Source organism: Altererythrobacter ishigakiensis, assembly GCF_001663155.1.
Classification (GTDB): Bacteria; Pseudomonadota; Alphaproteobacteria; order Sphingomonadales; family Sphingomonadaceae; genus Erythrobacter; species Erythrobacter ishigakiensis.
This window is the reverse complement of the sequence record NZ_CP015963.1, coordinates 1,573,792-1,591,166: the sequence shown is the minus strand read 5'-3', so window position 1 is coordinate 1,591,166 and position 17,375 is coordinate 1,573,792. Positions and strand designations below refer to the sequence as shown.

Annotated in this window: 15 protein-coding genes; 5 read left to right on the top strand and 10 right to left on the bottom strand. The window is 56.9% G+C overall.

All coding sequences use genetic code 11. From position 1 onward, the window contains the following. Positions 1 to 4 precede the first annotated feature (4 nt). Together moaB and A6F69_RS07515 are read left to right on the top strand one after the other, a co-directional pair. Positions 5 to 535, top strand: coding sequence for a molybdenum cofactor biosynthesis protein B (gene moaB / locus A6F69_RS07520; RefSeq protein ID WP_067599394.1), 531 nt, complete (start codon positions 5 to 7; stop codon positions 533 to 535). A 39-nt stretch (positions 536 to 574) separates the two neighbouring features. Further along, the gene (locus A6F69_RS07515) at positions 575 to 1,663 is read left to right on the top strand and encodes a PA0069 family radical SAM protein (RefSeq protein WP_067599391.1); all 1,089 of its coding nucleotides are present in this window, start codon (positions 575 to 577) and stop codon (positions 1,661 to 1,663) included. 396 nt (positions 1,664 to 2,059) lie between these two features. Here the strand turns inward: A6F69_RS07515 and A6F69_RS07510 are convergent, their stop codons facing one another. The 7 genes from A6F69_RS07510 to A6F69_RS07480 form a co-directional block, all read right to left on the bottom strand. Further along, positions 2,060 to 2,494 carry a DUF1330 domain-containing protein gene (locus tag A6F69_RS07510; RefSeq protein ID WP_067599387.1) on the bottom strand — a complete coding sequence of 145 codons (435 nt, stop codon included), beginning with the start codon at positions 2,492 to 2,494 and terminating at the stop codon, positions 2,060 to 2,062. 5 nt (positions 2,495 to 2,499) lie between these two features. After that, positions 2,500 to 4,098, bottom strand: a complete 1,599-nt coding sequence (locus A6F69_RS07505; protein WP_067599385.1) for a long-chain fatty acid--CoA ligase — start codon at positions 4,096 to 4,098, stop codon at positions 2,500 to 2,502. Positions 4,099 to 4,184: 86 nt separating this feature from the next. Next, complete coding sequence (gene dnaE, locus A6F69_RS07500) at positions 4,185 to 7,688, bottom strand: DNA polymerase III subunit alpha (RefSeq protein ID WP_067599382.1); 3,504 nt, start codon at positions 7,686 to 7,688, stop codon at positions 4,185 to 4,187. A gap of 74 nt (positions 7,689 to 7,762) precedes the next feature. Beyond that, a complete protein-coding gene (locus A6F69_RS07495) occupies positions 7,763 to 8,242 on the bottom strand; it encodes a glutathione peroxidase (RefSeq protein ID WP_067599379.1) in 480 nt (159 codons plus the stop codon). Then, positions 8,239 to 8,760 carry a hypothetical protein gene (locus A6F69_RS07490; RefSeq protein WP_067599377.1) on the bottom strand — a complete coding sequence of 174 codons (522 nt, stop codon included), beginning with the start codon at positions 8,758 to 8,760 and terminating at the stop codon, positions 8,239 to 8,241. Before A6F69_RS07490 ends, A6F69_RS07495 begins: the two co-directional genes overlap by 4 nt. 92 nt (positions 8,761 to 8,852) lie before the next feature. Further along, positions 8,853 to 9,536 (bottom strand): ABC transporter ATP-binding protein, encoded by a 684-nt coding sequence (locus A6F69_RS07485; protein ID WP_067599373.1) that lies wholly within the window; start codon positions 9,534 to 9,536, stop codon positions 8,853 to 8,855. Next, positions 9,529 to 10,770, bottom strand: coding sequence for a lipoprotein-releasing ABC transporter permease subunit (locus tag A6F69_RS07480; protein WP_067599371.1), 1,242 nt, complete (start codon positions 10,768 to 10,770; stop codon positions 9,529 to 9,531). The genes A6F69_RS07485 and A6F69_RS07480 overlap by 8 nt, the downstream gene beginning before the upstream one ends. 214 nt (positions 10,771 to 10,984) lie before the next feature. Between A6F69_RS07480 and purF the strand changes: the two genes are divergently transcribed. The 3 genes from purF (at position 10,985) to A6F69_RS07465 (ending at position 13,685) form a co-directional block, all read left to right on the top strand. Beyond that, on the top strand, positions 10,985 to 12,457 hold the full coding sequence (gene purF / locus A6F69_RS07475; RefSeq protein WP_067599368.1) for an amidophosphoribosyltransferase: 1,473 nt from the start codon (positions 10,985 to 10,987) through the stop codon (positions 12,455 to 12,457). Between the two features lie 3 nt (positions 12,458 to 12,460). Then, positions 12,461 to 13,180 (top strand): SDR family NAD(P)-dependent oxidoreductase, encoded by a 720-nt coding sequence (locus A6F69_RS07470; protein WP_067599365.1) that lies wholly within the window; start codon positions 12,461 to 12,463, stop codon positions 13,178 to 13,180. A gap of 160 nt (positions 13,181 to 13,340) precedes the next feature. After that, a complete protein-coding gene (locus A6F69_RS07465; RefSeq protein ID WP_067599362.1) occupies positions 13,341 to 13,685 on the top strand; it encodes a PilZ domain-containing protein in 345 nt (114 codons plus the stop codon). A 38-nt stretch (positions 13,686 to 13,723) separates the two neighbouring features. Here the strand turns inward: A6F69_RS07465 and A6F69_RS07460 are convergent, their stop codons facing one another. Genes A6F69_RS07460 through A6F69_RS07450 form a run of 3 tightly spaced genes read right to left on the bottom strand, consistent with a single transcriptional unit; the run spans position 13,724 to position 17,372 of the window. Continuing rightward, entirely contained in the window at positions 13,724 to 14,908 is a 1,185-nt protein-coding gene (locus A6F69_RS07460) for a serine hydrolase domain-containing protein (protein WP_067599356.1), read from the bottom strand. 59 nt (positions 14,909 to 14,967) lie between these two features. Continuing rightward, entirely contained in the window at positions 14,968 to 16,362 is a 1,395-nt protein-coding gene (locus A6F69_RS07455) for a cryptochrome/photolyase family protein (protein ID WP_067599352.1), read from the bottom strand. Positions 16,363 to 16,376: 14 nt separating this feature from the next. Continuing rightward, on the bottom strand, positions 16,377 to 17,372 hold the full coding sequence (locus A6F69_RS07450) for a metal-dependent hydrolase (RefSeq protein ID WP_067599350.1): 996 nt from the start codon (positions 17,370 to 17,372) through the stop codon (positions 16,377 to 16,379). Positions 17,373 to 17,375: the final 3 nt, after the last annotated feature.

Sequence of the window (17,375 nt, the reverse complement as noted above, 5' to 3'; positions counted from 1 at the left end):
ATAAATGGCGATTGATCTGGAAAGAGAATTCAAACCGATCAATATTGCTGTTCTGACTGTATCCGACACCCGAACGGCGGCAGACGATACCTCGGGTGACATTCTGGCTTCGCGGGTGAAGGTTGCGGGTCACCACTTGGCGGCGCGCACGATTGTGAAGGATGACGCACGCCTACTGGCAAGCAAATTCAATGACTGGATTGATGACCCCAATATCGATGCAATTGTGACGACCGGAGGAACGGGGTTGACTGGTCGAGACGTAACCCCCGAAGCGCTCGGCCAGCTGGACGGTGCGCGTGATATTCCCGGCTTTGGCGAGCTATTTCGTTGGCTCAGCTACAAAACAATCGGCACCAGCACCGTGCAATCCCGTGCTTGTGCAGTTGTGGCGCGCGGCACCTATATCTTCGCCCTGCCTGGCTCAAACGGTGCGGTAAAAGATGGCTGGGACGGCATTCTGGCCGAACAACTCGACAGCCGAAACCGCCCCTGCAATTTCGTTGAGCTTATGCCTCGACTCAAAGAGAAATAGGCTTTCGCGAGCTGATTTTGTTCTTTATATGTTCTCATCATGGGAACATCGCCTGCTCATTCGAAAGCAATCGGCCGCGGAGCCCAATCCGCGGAAGTCCCAACACGCTTCGGTTTGGCATTGCGCGAAACGGATGGCGACTGGCGTGATCATGTAGAACGGCTGGATGGCTCGCCGCCAAAACTACGCACCTGCGTTAGGGAAGAGACTCCCCGTACAATTCTGAGCTTCAACACGTCGCCCGACATCCCTTTCGATCGTTCGATCAATGCTTATCGCGGATGCGAGCATGGCTGCGTCTATTGTTATGCACGGCCGACTCATGCCTATCACGATTTGTCACCAGGGCTCGATTTCGAGACGCAGTTGTGGGCTAAACCCAATGCAGCAGAGATCCTACGGGAATCGCTGGCCAAACCCAGATACCGCCCTGCCCCCATTGCCTTGGGTACCAACACAGACCCCTATCAGCCGATTGAGCGGCGATATCGCATCACGCGGAGCATTCTGGAAGTATGCCTCGAAGCGCGCCATCCAGTGACGATCACAACTAAGTCTGACCGCGTTAACGATGATCTCGATCTCCTGGCGAAAATGGCCGAACGCAATCTCGTAGCAGTGGCGGTTTCGGTGACCAGCCTTGACGCAAGACTCTCTCGCAAGCTTGAACCGCGTGCAGCCTCGCCGGCAAAGCGGCTGGCTGCGCTCGGAAAGCTTGCCGCCGCCGGTGTGCCCACCCATTGCTCGGTTTCCCCGGTGATCCCCGCAATCACTGACGAATTCATGGAAAAAATAGTAGCACAAGCGGGTGAGCTGGGTGTTCGATCGGCAGGATGGATACCCCTGCGCTTGCCACACGAAGTTGCACCGCTTTTCCGCGAATGGCTGGATGTCTATTTCCCGGATCGCGCTGGGAAGGTGATGAGCATTGTTCGTTCAATCAGGAATGGTCGCGACAACGATCCTGAATTCTTCAGCCGCATGAACCCCATGGGTGTTTGGGCCGACCTGTTTCGCACGCGCTTTCGCTTGGCCCGCAAGCGCGCCGGTATTGGTCCTGCCGGAATAGAGCTCGATTGCTCAAAATTCCGGCGACCTGAAACAGGTGGGCAATTGCGTCTATTCTGAATGCTCTGAAGCTCGATCGGTCCTCTGGCTCCGTAATGACACTTTGCGCCCCGGGAGAGTTGATCAATCGAGAAATGCTCCCTGCCAGAATGTGGAGGCTACGCACCTCAGAAACGCGGTGGGGTCTCGATCACAGATATCTAGAAAATTGTATGGATTCGACAAATCTTTACGGTTATGCTTAACGCAACAATGTGACCTGCAGAAAAATGCAGGCGCAGCGGGGAGCATAACAGAAATGGATTTTATTTTCAGTCCAGTGCGCCATTTTCAGCGCATGACAGCGCTTCAAAAGCGACTCAAGCAAATTCAGTCGACCTCGGTCAAAGCAGTGGGTTTCACCCTGCTTGTGCTGTCTAACGACTAAGATACCCTTCGACCGGGGGTAAACCGCGATTATCCAAATCCCTCACCGGACTCGCTCGGTTTGAAGCGTATCAAACGGCTGTCTGTGAGCGCAGCCGTGCGATTTACAACGGCTAGCTGATAATTCGGATCCTTGATCATCTCGAAGAAGGCTCCGCTGTTCGGATATTGTGCGACAAAGCCATCATCCCAGCTCTTGTCTTCCGGACCCGTCACCATGGTCTGGAATGCGCCGCGCCACACGATCGAGCCGCCTACGCGGCTGAAGATCGGCCCGCTGGTTTTGCCATATTCCTGATAGGCGCGCCTGCCTGACCAGCCGTTACCATGGTGCTCGTGCCCCTCAGGATATTCGGCCAGATCGCGATAGCGAAGCAGGTTGAGCATATGGATCGGCTCGTCGCGAGGCAGGTCTTTGAACGCCTGAAAATTGGCGGGTGACGGATCGATATAGACTTCGCTCATCCTGCTCACCCCTCCAATTTGTAATCGGCAAATTGGTCGCGCAGGTCCTTCTTCGAAATTTTGCCAGTTGCAGTATGCGGGATTTCGTCAATGAATTCGACAGCATCAGGCAACCACCATTTGGCGACCTTGTCGGTCAAGAACTCGATAACTTCGTCACCCGTGACCTCTTCGCCCCCCTTCTTGACCACGAAAAGAACCGGGCGCTCGTCCCATTTGGGGTGGTACATACCCACGGCGGCGGCCTCTGCCACAGCTGGATGCCCCACAGCGGCATTCTCCAACTCGACAGAGCTGATCCATTCGCCACCAGACTTGATCACGTCCTTTGTGCGGTCTGTCAGTTGAAGAGTGCCATCAGGATGAATGATACCTACGTCGCCGGTGTCGAACCAACCCTCATTGTTAACAGCATCCTGTTCGGCCTTGAGGTAGCGCTTGATAATCCACGGACCGCGAATTTGCAGTGCGCCCGATGTTTTTCCGTCGCGCGGCAGCTCAGTCATCATATCATCAAGATCAACCGTGCGCAGTTCTACTCCGAAGATTGGTCGGCCCTGCATGGCGGTTTTGTCGACCTTTTCTTCAAAGCTGAGATTATCCCAATCCCAAGTCGGCCCGCCTACAGTTCCGATGGGTGATGTTTCGGTCATGCCCCAGGCGTGCTGTACGCGGGTGCCGTTTTTCATCAGTCGCTCAATCATGAAACGCGGGCACGCCGAACCGCCGATGGTCGCGGCCTTCAAAGGTGGCAGGTCTATGCCTTCCTTGTCGCAATATTGGAAATGCGCGAGCCACACCGTCGGCACGCCGGCACTGTCCGTAACCTTCTCGCGGATCATCAACTCATGCAGAACCGCAGGATCATTGACCGCACTGAACACGAATTTGATGCCTGCCATCGCCCCCGCATAAGGAAGTCCCCAGCTCGCCGCGTGGAACATCGGCACAACCGGCAACATCACAGAAGACGCGCTGAAATTGAATGCTGCTGGCTGAAGCCCGGCCAACGCATGCATCAAGGTAGACCGATGCTCATACTGAACACCTTTGGGATTGCCGGTAGTCCCAGAAGTGTAGCAGATCATGCAGGGGTCGGTCTCTGCACCAGTAACCCATTCGAAGTCACCATCCTGCTCACCGATCCAGTCTTCAAACGCTGGTGCATGATCACCGCTATCGTAGCAGATGTAGTGCTCAACCGTGGTCCAGCGGGACTTCATCCGGTCAACAATGGGTTGGAACGCCGCATCGTAGCATAGCACTTTGTCTTCGGCGTGATTGACGATGTATTCCAACTGATCATCAAACAAGCGCGGGTTCACCGTATGCAAAACCCCGCCCATGCCTGCGACGCCATACCAGCTGACCAAATGGCGCGAGTGGTTCATCGCCAGGCTGGCAACCTTGTCTCCCTTCTTTAGGCCCAACGCCTTAAGTGCTTGTGCCATCTTCAACGCATCGCTGCGAATTCCAGCCCAATTGGTGCGTGTTTCGCTGCCATCGGCCCAACGCGTCACAATCTCCCGCTCACCTGCCTCGCGTGCTGCGTGGTCGATCACGTGAGTGATGCGCATAGTCCAGTCTTGCATGGCTCCCAGCATTGGGTTTCTCTCCTCTAACCGAATGACGTTTTGCTAATTGTCATGCCGAGTGCAGTCGCGCTTGGCAATCATTCAAATCTGCCGCGTCAAGCAACCAATCGAAGATTGGCGCGCCCGCGAAGCGGTTGCAGCTGGACATTGGCAAGCCCTTCAACCGCGCCGAGCCGCTCAGCCAGTTCACCATCGAGAGCAAAGTCTCGGCCCAAACGGATGGTGGCGTATTCCCCAGCGTCCAGTGCGACACGTACCAACACTTCTCCGCCCATGGAGGTGTTGCTGCCTTCAGCGGCCGGCACGAGCTCAAGACGCAAGTCAGCCAGCGCCTCCAAGCTCAGTACATCCAGCATCAAGAGCATTCGTGTACCACCTCGAACCTCGTCCAAAGGACGTGCACCGCGCACTGTGACACGCGGCGGCTCGCTGGGGTTGGGCGAATCGAGCTCAACGTTCAGCAGCAGACATGTGCCCTCCGCAGCCCATTTCTCGAACTGAGGCACAAGACTTTCTTCAAAACATGCGGCGCTGAACTGTCCCGACGCGTCAGAGAAATCCCCTCGGATGAACTCTGCACCGCGCTTGGTTCTGCCCTTGCTGTATCCCTCAACCATGGCCGCCATGACAGCGGGGGCACGGCCACCGGTGGGAGCGCCTGCCTCCATGATCGATTGGTAACTGCGCGCGCCATTGGCTGAGGCGAGATGCCAATATTGCTGCACCGGATGGGCAGAGAAATAGAAACCGAAGTTTTCACGCTCTTTCGCCATCTGCTCCGTACGCGACCATGCCTCTGCCTCCACAAGACGTAAATCTTCATCGGCAGCGTCTTCGCCGCCAAACAAACCGCCCTGCCCGCTGGCGCGCTCTCGCTCCGCAGCGTCGGCTACAGCCAGCAGCATGTCGATATTGGCAAAAAGCTTGCCGCGTTTGTCGTCCAGGCAATCGAGCGCGCCTGCCGCGACCAACCCCTCCAATTGGCGCGAGTTCATCGACCCCTTGGGTATCCGCTCGAAGAAATCCTTGAGGCTGGTGAACGGGCCTGATCCTTCTCTCTCCGCAACGATCGCATCCATAGCCTTGTCACCGACATTCCGGATCCCTGCCAGCGCATAGCGCACTGCATAACCATTGTCGGTCTGCTCGACAGTGAATCGCGCTTCCGAATGGTTGATGCACGGAGCCAATACTTCAATCCCGCCATCGCTGCCCGGATAGCGGCGCGCATCATCGACAAAAACAGCCAGCTTTTCCGAATGGTGCATGTCGAAGCACATGGACGCGGCATAGAATTCTTCCGGATAATGCGCCTTCAACCACGCCGTCTGATAGGCGAGCAGCGCGTATGCGGCGGCGTGCGATTTGTTGAAGCCATAGCCAGCGAACTTGTCGATCAAGTCGAACAGCTCGTTCGCCTGCTGCTTCTCAATTCCGGAGACTTCCTTACAGCCATCGATGAAACGCTGGCGCTGCGCATCCATCTCGGACTGTTTCTTCTTGCCCATCGCACGGCGCAGCAAGTCTGCATCACCTAGCGAGTATCCCGCCAGAATCTGCGCCGCCTGCATCACCTGTTCCTGGTAGACGAAGATACCGTAGGTTTCGGCAAGAATACCTTCGAGCTTGGGGTGCGGATACTCGATCTCCGCTTCGCCATTCTTACGCTTCCCGAACAGCGGGATGTTGTCCATCGGGCCCGGACGGTAGAGCGATACGAGCGCGATAATGTCGCCGAAATTGGTGGGTTTCACCGCCGCCAGCGTGCGCCGCATTCCCTCCGATTCCAGCTGGAACACGCCCACGGTGTTGCCTGACTGAAGCAGGTCGTAGACCGCCGGATCATCCCACTTCAAGGCGCCGAGATCGATCTCAACCCCGCGTTTCTCCAGCAGATCGACCGCCTTACGCAATACCGACAGCGTCTTGAGCCCAAGGAAGTCGAACTTCACCAAGCCAGAGCTCTCGACAAATTTCATGTCGAGCTGTGTCACCGGCATGTCCGAACGCGGATCGCGGTACAGCGGAACCAATTGTGCCAGCGGCCTGTCGCCGATCACTACGCCCGCCGCGTGGGTTGAGCTGTTGCGCGGCAACCCTTCCAGCTCCAGCGCCAGATCGACCAGCGTTTTCACCTCATTGTCGTTGTCATACTCGCGCTTGAAATCCGCTGCGCCATTGAGTGCGCGTGGCAATGTCCAGGGATCTGTCGGATGGTTGGGCACCATTTTGCACAGGCGATCCACCTGACCATACGGCATCTGCAGAATACGCCCGCAATCGCGCAGCACCGCACGCGCTTTCATCTTGCCGAAGGTAATGATTTGCGCGACGTGATCGTGGCCATACTTTTGCTGCACATAGCGGATCACTTCACCGCGCCGCGTTTCACAGAAGTCGATATCGAAGTCCGGCATCGAAACGCGTTCGGGATTGAGGAAGCGCTCGAACAGCAGACCCAGCTTGATCGGATCGAGATCGGTAATGGTTAGCGCCCAAGCCACCAGCGAGCCTGCGCCCGAACCACGCCCCGGCCCTACCGGAATGTCGTTATCTTTGGCCCATTTGATGAAGTCCGCAACGATCAGGAAATAGCCGGGAAAACCCATCCCGACGATGATATCAACCTCGTAATCAAGCCGGTCGAAATAGACCTTGCGCTCTTCAGCTGACATTTCGCCATAGGGCTCCAGCCGCGCCTCAAGGCCCTTGCGCGCATCCTCGGCGAGCATCTTGGCTTCGCCCTCCAGATCGCCAGCCAAGCTGGGCAGAATGGGCTTACGGTCGGGCGGTATGGTTGCGCAACGCTGAGCAATCACCAGCGTGTTCGCGATAGCTTCCGGCAGGTCCGCGAACAGATCTTCCATCATCGGTGCGGATTTGACCCATGCCTCGCGATTGGCGTGCGGGCGATCCTCCGCGTCGATGTGCGAGGAATTGGCAATGCAAAGCATCGCGTCATGCGCTTTGTAGAAGTGCGGCTCCGCATATTGCGCAGGATTGCTGGCAACCAGCGGCAAATCGCGCGCGTATGCCATGTCGATCAGCGCTTCCTCCGCGGCCTCACAAACAGGGTCGCCGTGCCGTGCGATTTCAATATACAGTCGCTCAGGGAAAAGCGCCTGCAGCTTCCCAATCAGCGCGTCCGCGTGATCTTTCTGACCCTCTGCCAGCAAATGGGTCAATGCGCCCTCGCCCGCACCGGTCAGCGCGATCAGACCGTCAGTATGCCCTTTCAACTCGCTAAGCTGAACATGCGGATCGAATTCGACGGGACGATCCAGATGCGCCTTCGACACCAGATAGCAAAGATTATCATAGCCAGCCGGGTCCTGCGCGAAGAGGGGCAGGTAATCGACCTGACGCCCCTCCTCGTCCCGCGCAATGCCCACCATCGCGCCGATAATCGGCTGAATTCCTTCGGACAGGCACGCTCCCGCAAATGCAACCGTTCCATACAGCCCATTGCGATCACAAATCGCGATCGCGGGGAAGCCGCGCTCTTTCGCCAGCTTGGCAATCGCCTTGGGCTCGATCGCCCCTTCGAGCATCGAGTAGGATGATTGCACGCGCAGCGGGACGAACGGAGCGAAAGCCATCCGCCTACTTTAGGAATTGCCGCGCGATTCGGAAGCGCAAACGCGCGCAAATTCTCCACAAGTGGACAGGCGTATTAGAGCAGCTTTTCGATATCCTTCGCGATCCGCTCCGGCTTGTCGGTTGGCGCGTAGCGGCGCACCACATTGCCTTCGCGGTCGATCAGGAATTTGGTGAAGTTCCATTTGATGCCGGTAGAGCCCATCAGGCCCTTCGCCTCTGACTTCATCCAATCGTAGAGCGGCGAAGCATCTGGACCGTTGACGTCAATTTTCTGCATCAGCGGAAAAGTGACGCCAAAGTTCACCTTGCAGAACTCCTGGATCTCGTTTGCGTTGCCGGGCTCCTGCGCGCCGAATTGGTTACAGGGAAATCCTAGTACTTCGAAGCCGCGGTCCTTGTACTGCTGAAACACCTTCTCCAACCCGTCATACTGCGGTGTGAAACCACACTTGCTGGCTGTATTCACAACCAACAGCACTTTGCCCTTTTTGGTTGCAAGGTCGAGTTCTTCGCCGCGGTTGGTAGTGACGGTAAAATCGGCAATAGTGGTCATTTGGGTACGTCCTCTTTCGAGCGGTAAGTGAAATCGAAAGCGCTTTGCCACGAAACACCATGGTCCGTCGAGGATTCTCCGAACTGGCGCACCGATCCATCTTCATTTGTCGTATAGGTCATCCGAACCAGCGTGTGCGGGGCGCCTGGTGATGGCCAATTGCCGGTTAGCACCATCTTGCCACCTGTAACACCGCCGGTGAATTCGACCGCGCCGGGCGATGATCCAACCCATCTCTGGTTCCATTGCCCTGTTGCCACATCGAAATGGTTCAGGCTGGTCCCGCCACCACCGCGCAGCGGCATCCAGTTCTCGATCACGGCGCAGCCAGTGTGCTTGCGCTCGATCCTGCTGTCCGCGACCTTGGTATCGCCACCGGTGGGATAGACATCCCACTCGCCCAGCCAGAAGTCGAACCCTGCATGCCCATCGCTATCACAAGCTTGTGGCGGTGGTGCAGGAGTCACCGCAACCGACGCGGCTTGAAGCAGCAAAAGCGCGACATAGGACGTGAACATGGTATTCCCCTCTTCAGTTTGCAGAGGAGTGAGTCAGCCCGCGATCGAAGTCAAAGCGGCATCCATCAGATGCGAACGCACCTCTGCCAATGTCAGGTCAGAATTCCATCGTGCAGCCGGACAACGCGGTCCATCTTGCTAGCCAGCCGCTCATTATGCGTGGCAACGAGCGCCGCGCTTCCCTCTCCGCGTACCAGTGAAAGGAACTCGCTAAGCACACGCTCCGACGTGTTTTCGTCAAGATTCCCTGTGGGTTCGTCTGCGAGGACGAGCATTGGCCGATTTGCGAGCGCCCGCGCAACCGCCACTCGTTGCTGTTCGCCGCCGGACAGCTGGCTAGGCCGGTGATCCATCCGGTGACCAAGTCCAAGTGCAGTCAGCAACTCAATGGCGCGATCCTCTGCATCGCGTTCATCCACCCCTGCAATCATCTGGGGCATCACTACATTTTCGCGCGCATTGAAATCAGGCAGCAGGTGATGGAACTGGTAAACGAACCCCAGATGTTCGCGGCGCAACTTCGTCCGCTCATCACTGGCCATGGTCGCAGCCTCCTTGCCTGCGATCTGGATCGAACCCTCAAACCCGCCTTCCAGAAGGCCGACTGCTTGCAACATGGTCGACTTGCCTGTGCCAGATGGACCGAGCAAGGCAACGATTTCACCCGGCATGATATCGAGATCCGCGCCGCGCAGTACCTCGATCAGGGTGTCACCTTGAGTGAAGCTGCGCTTTAATCCGCGCAGTTTAACGACCGGCTCAACAACATCATTCATAGCGCAACACCTCGACCGGATCGGTACTCGCCGCTTTCAACGCGGGGTAAAGGGTTGCAAGGAAGCTTAGGATTAGGGCCAGCGCTACAATTCCGGCTACCTCAACCGGGTCTACCCGTGACGGAAGCGTCGAAAGAAACCGCACCTCGGGATCCCAGATTTCCTGGCCTGTCACCAACGCTATGAAGGAAACAATACTTTCACGGAAATACAGCACTATGGCCCCGAGTCCTAGACCCGCAACCGTCCCTATTGCACCAACAGTGAAACCCGTGGTCACGAAGATCTTGGTGAGGCTTCTACGCGTCGCGCCCATTGTTCGCATGATCGCAATATCGCGGGTCTTTGCACGCACCAACATCACGAGACTCGACAGAATATTAAACGCTGCCACCAAAACCATGAAACTCAATGCAAAAAACATTGCAACTCGCTCTACCTGTAGCGCTTCAAACAGTGTCGAATTCATGGTTTTCCAATCGGCAATTACAGCCCGCCCAGCCAGCCGCTCCTGAACGGGTGCAAGGATTTCGCCAACTCGGTCCGGATCGGTCACCTTGATTTCGATCTGACCCACCGCATCACCCATCAAAAGCAAGGTTTGCGCGTCTGCCATCGGCATCATTACGAACTTTTCGTCGAAGTCATAAATCCCGACCTCGAAAATTGCTGAGATCTCATAACCAACCTGTCGCATGGTTGTGCCAAACGGGGTCGAGCGCCCCTGCGGATTGATAATCGTGATGGTGTCACCCACACGCGCGCCGATGTTCTGCGCAAGTCGAGACCCGATTGCGACCTTGCCAGCATCTGGCTGCAGTTCGCCAACATTCCCGAGCAGGACCTTGTCAGCCATGCTGGCAAGATCGTTTTGCGTTTGGCCACGCACGAAAATACCTTCCACACGCCCGTTGAAAGTCGTTAACAAGGGCTGCTCTATCAGCGGATTGGCCTCGACCACCTCTGGCGTGGATTGCACGTCGCGCAGCACTTCCTCCCAACTGTTGAGCCGCCCGCCGTAGGCTTGTACCACAGCATGGCCGTTAAGCCCGACGATCTTGTCGAGCAGTTCCGCCCGAAATCCGTTCATCACGCTCATCACCACCACCAGCATGGCAACGCTGAGCATCACAACGCCGATGGAAATACTGGCGACCAATGCGATGAACGCCTCCCCTTTGCCTGGCAAAAGGTAGCGCTTGGCGATCATCCATTCGAACGGAGAGAGGATCACGGTATATAAAGGCCCTCAAGAAAATGACCGGGCCGGTTTGGCCAGCCTCATGTGAACGCAGGATTAGGCGAGGCTTTCGGGTCGCGCAATGGCGCATCCTTGCCCTATCCCGATCAAAAGCTTGTGACACCGCGGTGATGGCCCTTGTAATCCGGCTGTAACATCGCCATTGACGCGGCGACGGTAACACGCGGCGCTAGCGGGCAGGCTCAGCATGAACTGGACTAATCCATTCCTCGACGAATTTGGCGACAAACTGCGCGAGGAATGCGGCGTGTTTGGCGCGATCAATGCATCTGACGCTTCTGCGGCGACCGCTTTGGGGCTGCATGCTTTGCAGCATCGCGGTCAAGAAGCGGCCGGCATCACAAGTTATGACGGCACAGAATTCTACTCACGCCGTGGCCTTGGGCACGTCGCTGAAAACTTTTCTTCTCAGGAAGCGATAGCTGAACTGCCCGGACATATGGCAGCAGGGCATGTACGTTATTCCACCACCGGCGGTGCTGGCTTGCGCAATGTGCAGCCGCTTTACGCCGACCTTGCTAGTGGCGGTTTCGCAGTTGCGCACAATGGCAATATCTCGAACGCACAGAAGTTGCGGAACGAACTGGTTCAGCACGGTGCCATTTTCCAATCGACTTCAGACACTGAAGTGATCATCCATCTTGTGGCGACGAGCCGCTACCCGACGATGGTTGACCGTCTGGTCGATGCTCTTCGACTGGTCGAAGGCGCCTATGCTCTAGTTGTGATGACGCCGGAAGGCATGATCGCCTGTCGTGATCCTCTGGGAATTCGCCCGCTGGTCATGGGCAAGATGGGCGATGCGATTGTCTTTGCCAGCGAAACTGTTGCATTCGATGTGGTCGGCGCCGAGTTCACTCGTGAAGTGGAACCTGGTGAGCTGATCCGAGTGGATTTCGACGGCAAGGTTGAGACGCTGCGGCCGTTCGGCAATCACAGCGCTCGACCATGCATCTTTGAGCATGTCTATTTCAGTCGCCCTGACTCGATGTTTGCTGGCCATACGGTCTACGAAGCCCGCAAAGCGATTGGCCAGCAACTAGCGATCGAGAGCCCGGTCGATGCCGATCTTGTGGTACCAGTACCGGACAGCGGCGTACCTGCTGCGATTGGCTATGCACAGCAATCGGGTGTACCGTTTGAACTCGGTATAATCCGTTCACATTACGTCGGACGAACCTTCATCCAACCATCAGACACCGCTCGTCACTCCGGTGTGAAGCGCAAGCACAATGCCAATCGAGGTTTGGTTGAAGGCAAGCGGATCGTATTGATCGACGATTCCATCGTTCGTGGCACCACCTCTATGAAGATTGTCGAGATGATGCGCGAAGCAGGCGCAAGAGAAGTGCATTTCCGCGTTGCCAGTCCGCCAACGGCGCATAGCTGTTTCTATGGTGTAGATACGCCCGAACGTGAAAAATTGCTCGCCGCGCGCATGGATGTCGAGCCAATGCGTGACTACATCAAGGCTGACAGTTTGGCATTCGTCTCCATAGATGGACTCTATCGCGCAGTTGGCGCTGACCACCGTGACAACAGCTGTCCGCAATTCTGCGATGCATGTTTCACCGGCGACTATCCTACCTCGCTGACTGACCTGAACGCCAAAGACAGCGACGACGCACAGCTTTCATTCGCAGATCACAAGGCAGCTTGAGCCATGACAGACGGCATTAAACCACTTGAGGGCAAACTTGCGCTTGTCACGGGGGCAAGCAAAGGCATCGGCGCAGCAACTGCAAAGGCGCTTGCCGCACGGGGTGCACAAGTCGTGCTAGTCGCGCGTGATGTTAAAGCCTTGGAGTTGGTCGAGGATGAAATTCATGCAGCCGGCGGTGCGGCAACCATTGCCCCGCTTGATTTGACCGAACCCGAATCAATCGCACGTTTGGCACAGGCGGTATCCGGACGCTGGGATGTACTAGATATTCTGGTTCTTTCGGCGGCGTATCTGCCGACATTGACTCCAGTCACGCAGATCGACGCCAAGCAATTCAATCAGGCTTTGAACCTCAATGTATTAGCAACGCAGGCGCTGCTTGCAGCGTTCGATCCGATGCTGAAGCGGTCAGATGCAGCAAGAGTGATTGGGCTTACCAGCAGCGTTGGCGCTGGCCCACGCGCCTATTGGAGCGCGTACGGGTCATCCAAAGCGGCCTTCGACAATATTCTGAGCTGTTACGCACAGGAAGTTGAAAAGATTGGTAATATTCGTGTTGCGATCATTGATCCGGGTGCCACTCGCACAGACATGCGCGCAAAAGCTTACCCGGGTGAGGACCCTGAAACGGTAAAACAGCCAGACGTCGTGGCAGAACGACTGGTTGGCTTGTTGGGAGAAGACTTCACTACCGGACATCGTGAACGTGTCGACAGCTAGCCTTCACGCAGAATCGCCTAGTTAAATCACCGCTAACCAATTTAGGTTACATGCCGGAAACCGCATCGAGTCAACGTGTGTGAAGCTTAAGGCTTCGTGCGCGTGATCCGCGATTTGCGTAGCTGAGAGCCAGATACGCTGATACTTAAGGAATTCGGGCATGCACAGAACGCAAGACCGTTACGAAATCGCCGCGCAGGAAGATCGCTGCGCACCGCGCACTAAGCTGACAATTCCGGCTTCGCTGCGTGCATCTGGTGGCCGCGCTTTCCAAAGCGTGGTGCACGATCTTTCAATTTCTGGATTCTCTGCCGCTGCGATCAACCGCATGCATGAAGGCCAGGTCTGCTGGCTGACACTACCGGGTCTGGAATCGCTTCAGGCGCAAGTTGTGTGGTGGGACAATTGCATTGTTGGCTGCGCATTCACAGAACTACTCAGCCCGATTGTGCACGACAATATCATCCAGCGCTATGCACAAATGACTGCCAATCGCAGCATCTGACCCGCTTGTGAGCCGCAGAAAATATCGCCGCCGCTGAGTTATTCAGCCGCGGCGATTTTTTGTACGAGCCTATACCATTGCCCACGAGCATCGCTGGTGGCCGTGGGCCAGTTGCTAACGACCGCAACCACGATTCCCTCTTCTGGCATGATGGTGATAGACTGACCGAAAATGCCCTGCGCACCGTAGTTTATCCCCGGATAGCTCCACCATTGGTAGCCATAGCCGAAACCGCCATTGGCGAAATCGACCTTGCGATCACCCGCTTCGGCAAACCAGCCATCTGGCACTACGCCATTCCCGCCTTCGAGCGCAAACTGACCCATGCGGGCATAGTCGGCCAGCCGGATCGATAGGCAACAACCACCAATGCTGCCGCCGCGCGGATCGCTCATCCAGAACAGGTCGCCTTCAAAGCCAGCCGGGTCGATGATCTTTTGCTTGGCATACGCTGCCAGTGGCAACCCTACCGCATTCTCAACGAGCAAACCGATCAGATTGGTCTCACCCGTCTTGTAGACCCATTTCTCACCCGGAGGCGCCTCACGCGGGAGTTCCTTCATCTGAGCCACCATCGCATCTTCGCCATATTCCAGCACGAAACTGGCCATCTTGGCGACATCGCTTTCGGGGTCGGTATAGTCCTCGTTCCACGCAACACCTGACGTCATCGTGGCCAACTGTTCTACAGTGACCCCTTCATAAGCGGAGCCTGCGAGCTCAGGGATGTATTGGGTTACCGGATCTTGCAGGCTGCCTATAAAACCGTCCTGGATCGCAGCACCAAGCAACGTCGAGGTGAAGCTCTTGGCTACGGAGAAACTTGTCCAGCGCTGCTCCGGACCAAAGCCAAGCCGATAGGATTCAAACCGTTTTTCGCCATCTTGCAGCACCATCACCCCGGCGGCATTGGTCGATTCCATCAAGCTGCGGATTTCAGCCGCGAGTGTATCATTTAGCGGTGCACCATCCGGCAATGCGCGCGGCTCAACCGCGCCCTTCACCTCGTGCCCCTCAAACCAGTTTTCCATCTCCCGGAAACGCTGTTCTCGCTGTTCATCGCTCCAGAACAGAACCTGAAGATCAGCGGGCTCGCGCTCTGGCGGCGTGACGAAAGTGACCGGATTTTCTTGCACCGGCGCAGTTTCAATCGGGACGCTATAGCTCGCTACGCATCCTGTCAGTGCCAGCGTGAGTGCCGCGCTGCTGATCCAAACCCGCATTATTATCTCCCTAAATAGAAACGAGCGCACCCTATGGAGTGCGATGCGAGGGAGCAAGCTTAGCTTTGTGCTTTCATATCGCGATACGCTGATAATGCGCGCTCCCGCCCTTCCCGATGCGCGATGATCTTGCGCGGATAGTCGGACGGTCTCACTCCGTGCTCTTCGGGATCGTGGATGTAAGGCTCGCTGAGATCGGCCAATTCGGGCACGTACTCCCGGATATAGCCCGCAGCGTCGAACTTCTCTGACTGCGATAGCGGCGCCATTATCCGCACGAACATATTGCTGTCGACACCTGTACCCGCCACCCACTGCCAATTGGTGGCATTGCTGGCGTAATCGGCATCGACCAGCGTATCCCAGAACCACTGTTCGCCGACGCGCCAGTCGATCAGCAGATGCTTGATCAGGAAGCTTGCCGCGATCATCCGCACGCGGTTGTGCATCCAGCCGGTCTGCCAAAGCTGCCGCATACCGGCATCGACAATGGGGTAGCCGGTTTGCCCCTGCTGCCAGGCTTTCAGATCGCGCGCAGCGGCTTCGTCATTCTCCGGATCGCGCCATGCGATTTGGTCAAAATCCTCGCGGTAATTGTCAAGCGCATAGCGTGGGAACTGGCAAATCGCGTTTTGCGCATAATCGCGCCAGATCAGCTCTTTCTCATAGGTCTTCCAGCCATGCGAGCGCTTGTTCTTGAGCGCATGCCAGATCTGCACCGGGCTGACCTCGCCGAAATGGAGGTAGGGCGAGAGCTGACTGGTTTTGTCGACCGACGGCAGATTGCGCGCATCGTCATAGTCATCGGTGTGGTCTTCCCACCAGTCGAGGCGTTCGTGTGCGGCCTTCTCGCCCACTTCCCAAAAGCCTCGCATGCCGCCTGCCCAATCAGGGCGCGTGGGCAGCAATTGCCAGTCATCCAGCGCATCGCTGGCGGGCCATGTGTCGGGAGAAGAGAGCGTCTCCGGCTCTGGCAGTTCGTCACGCGGCGGAAGCATCTCCAGCGTCGCTTTCGCAAACGGCGTGTAGATCTTGTACGGCGTGCCCGAACCCGTCGTTACCGCGCCGGGAGGCAGCAGGAAATTTGCATCGTAAAGCTCTAGGTCGAGCTTGTCCTTGAGCTCACCCTGCGCCTTGCGCCACCACGGCTCGTAATGGCGGTTTGCGTGGACGGTTTCTGAACCGGTTTCCTCCGCGATCTTGCACAGTTCCTCCACCGCATCGCCCTTGCGCAGAATGATGCGCGCGTGGCGCTGGGCGAAGCTGTTTTGCAAGCTCGTTAGCGAATGGTGCAGCCACCAGCGCGAAGCACCGCCGTATTTGTGCGAACCCGCGCGTTCGTCATCGAGCACATAGACCGCGATCACTGGACCAGCCTGCGCCGCGTGATAGAGCGCGGGATTGTCTACCATACGCAGATCGCGCCGCAGCCATACGATTTGGGGACTCGCCATTTCTCCCAAGCGAATTACCCGCCGGGAGGTTCCCGGCTCAATGGCTCACACCGCACATCCGGCAAAGCGACAGTGAAGCGATCCCGTGCACGCGGATCATAGAAGCGCGCATCGCGCAGCAAGACCGAGCCATCCTCGGCGCGTTCGGCAAAGGGCGCACGGGTCCAGAACAGGAAGGCCTGCACCTCCCTATCATTTGTTCGCCAAACCTCTCTAGTTGGCCAAAAACAAGCGCCTTTCGAGATCGCCTGCAGCTTTGGCGTGTCATCAGCAATTGACCAATTGCCAACATCGTAGGCGAATGCGACTCTAAGCTCGTTCTCCTCAATGAGTGGCTTTTGGAGAATTATTTCGCGTTCCCAAAAGTTGAATGGCACTGGGCTCGCGATCATCTTGCTTTCATACGGTGCCGATTCTTGAGCGGTCTGGCCCAGAGCCTGCTCAGAAATCACTCCATTCAGCCCGATATACGCAAGGCTCACAGCTATTGCTGCGCGCGCGGGCTTCATCCACTCCCCGCCCTTGTTCTCTCGCCGCAGCGAGAACCATGTCGCAAACCCCATTAGCGCCCACAGCCACACATCGATGATGAACAGCGTATCGCCGTAGAACCACTGGCTCGAGAACGGCTCTAGGAAGCGCACACCATAGACATTGAGCCAGTCGAGCGCGGGGTGCGTCAGGCATCCGAGCAGGCTCAGTGCATAAAGCCAGCCAAAATGCACCGGCAGCCGACATTCAGGCCGTTTGCCACGCTTCGTCTGCCAGCGGTCATAGCCCCACAGCAGCCCCGCCAATAAAAGTGGCAAAAGCACCATCGCGGGCGGGCCATGTGTAATCCCGCGGCGGAAACCCAGATGCTCTTGCCCTTCAAGCCAGAAGAAGCACGCCGCATCGACATCGGGCAGGTTCGCACCGATCACCAGCGCGGGCATCGCGAGGCCCGTTTTCTTCTTGAGCCCGGCCTGCCCCAGCAGCGCACCGACCAGTGAATGCGTTAGATTGTCCATCGG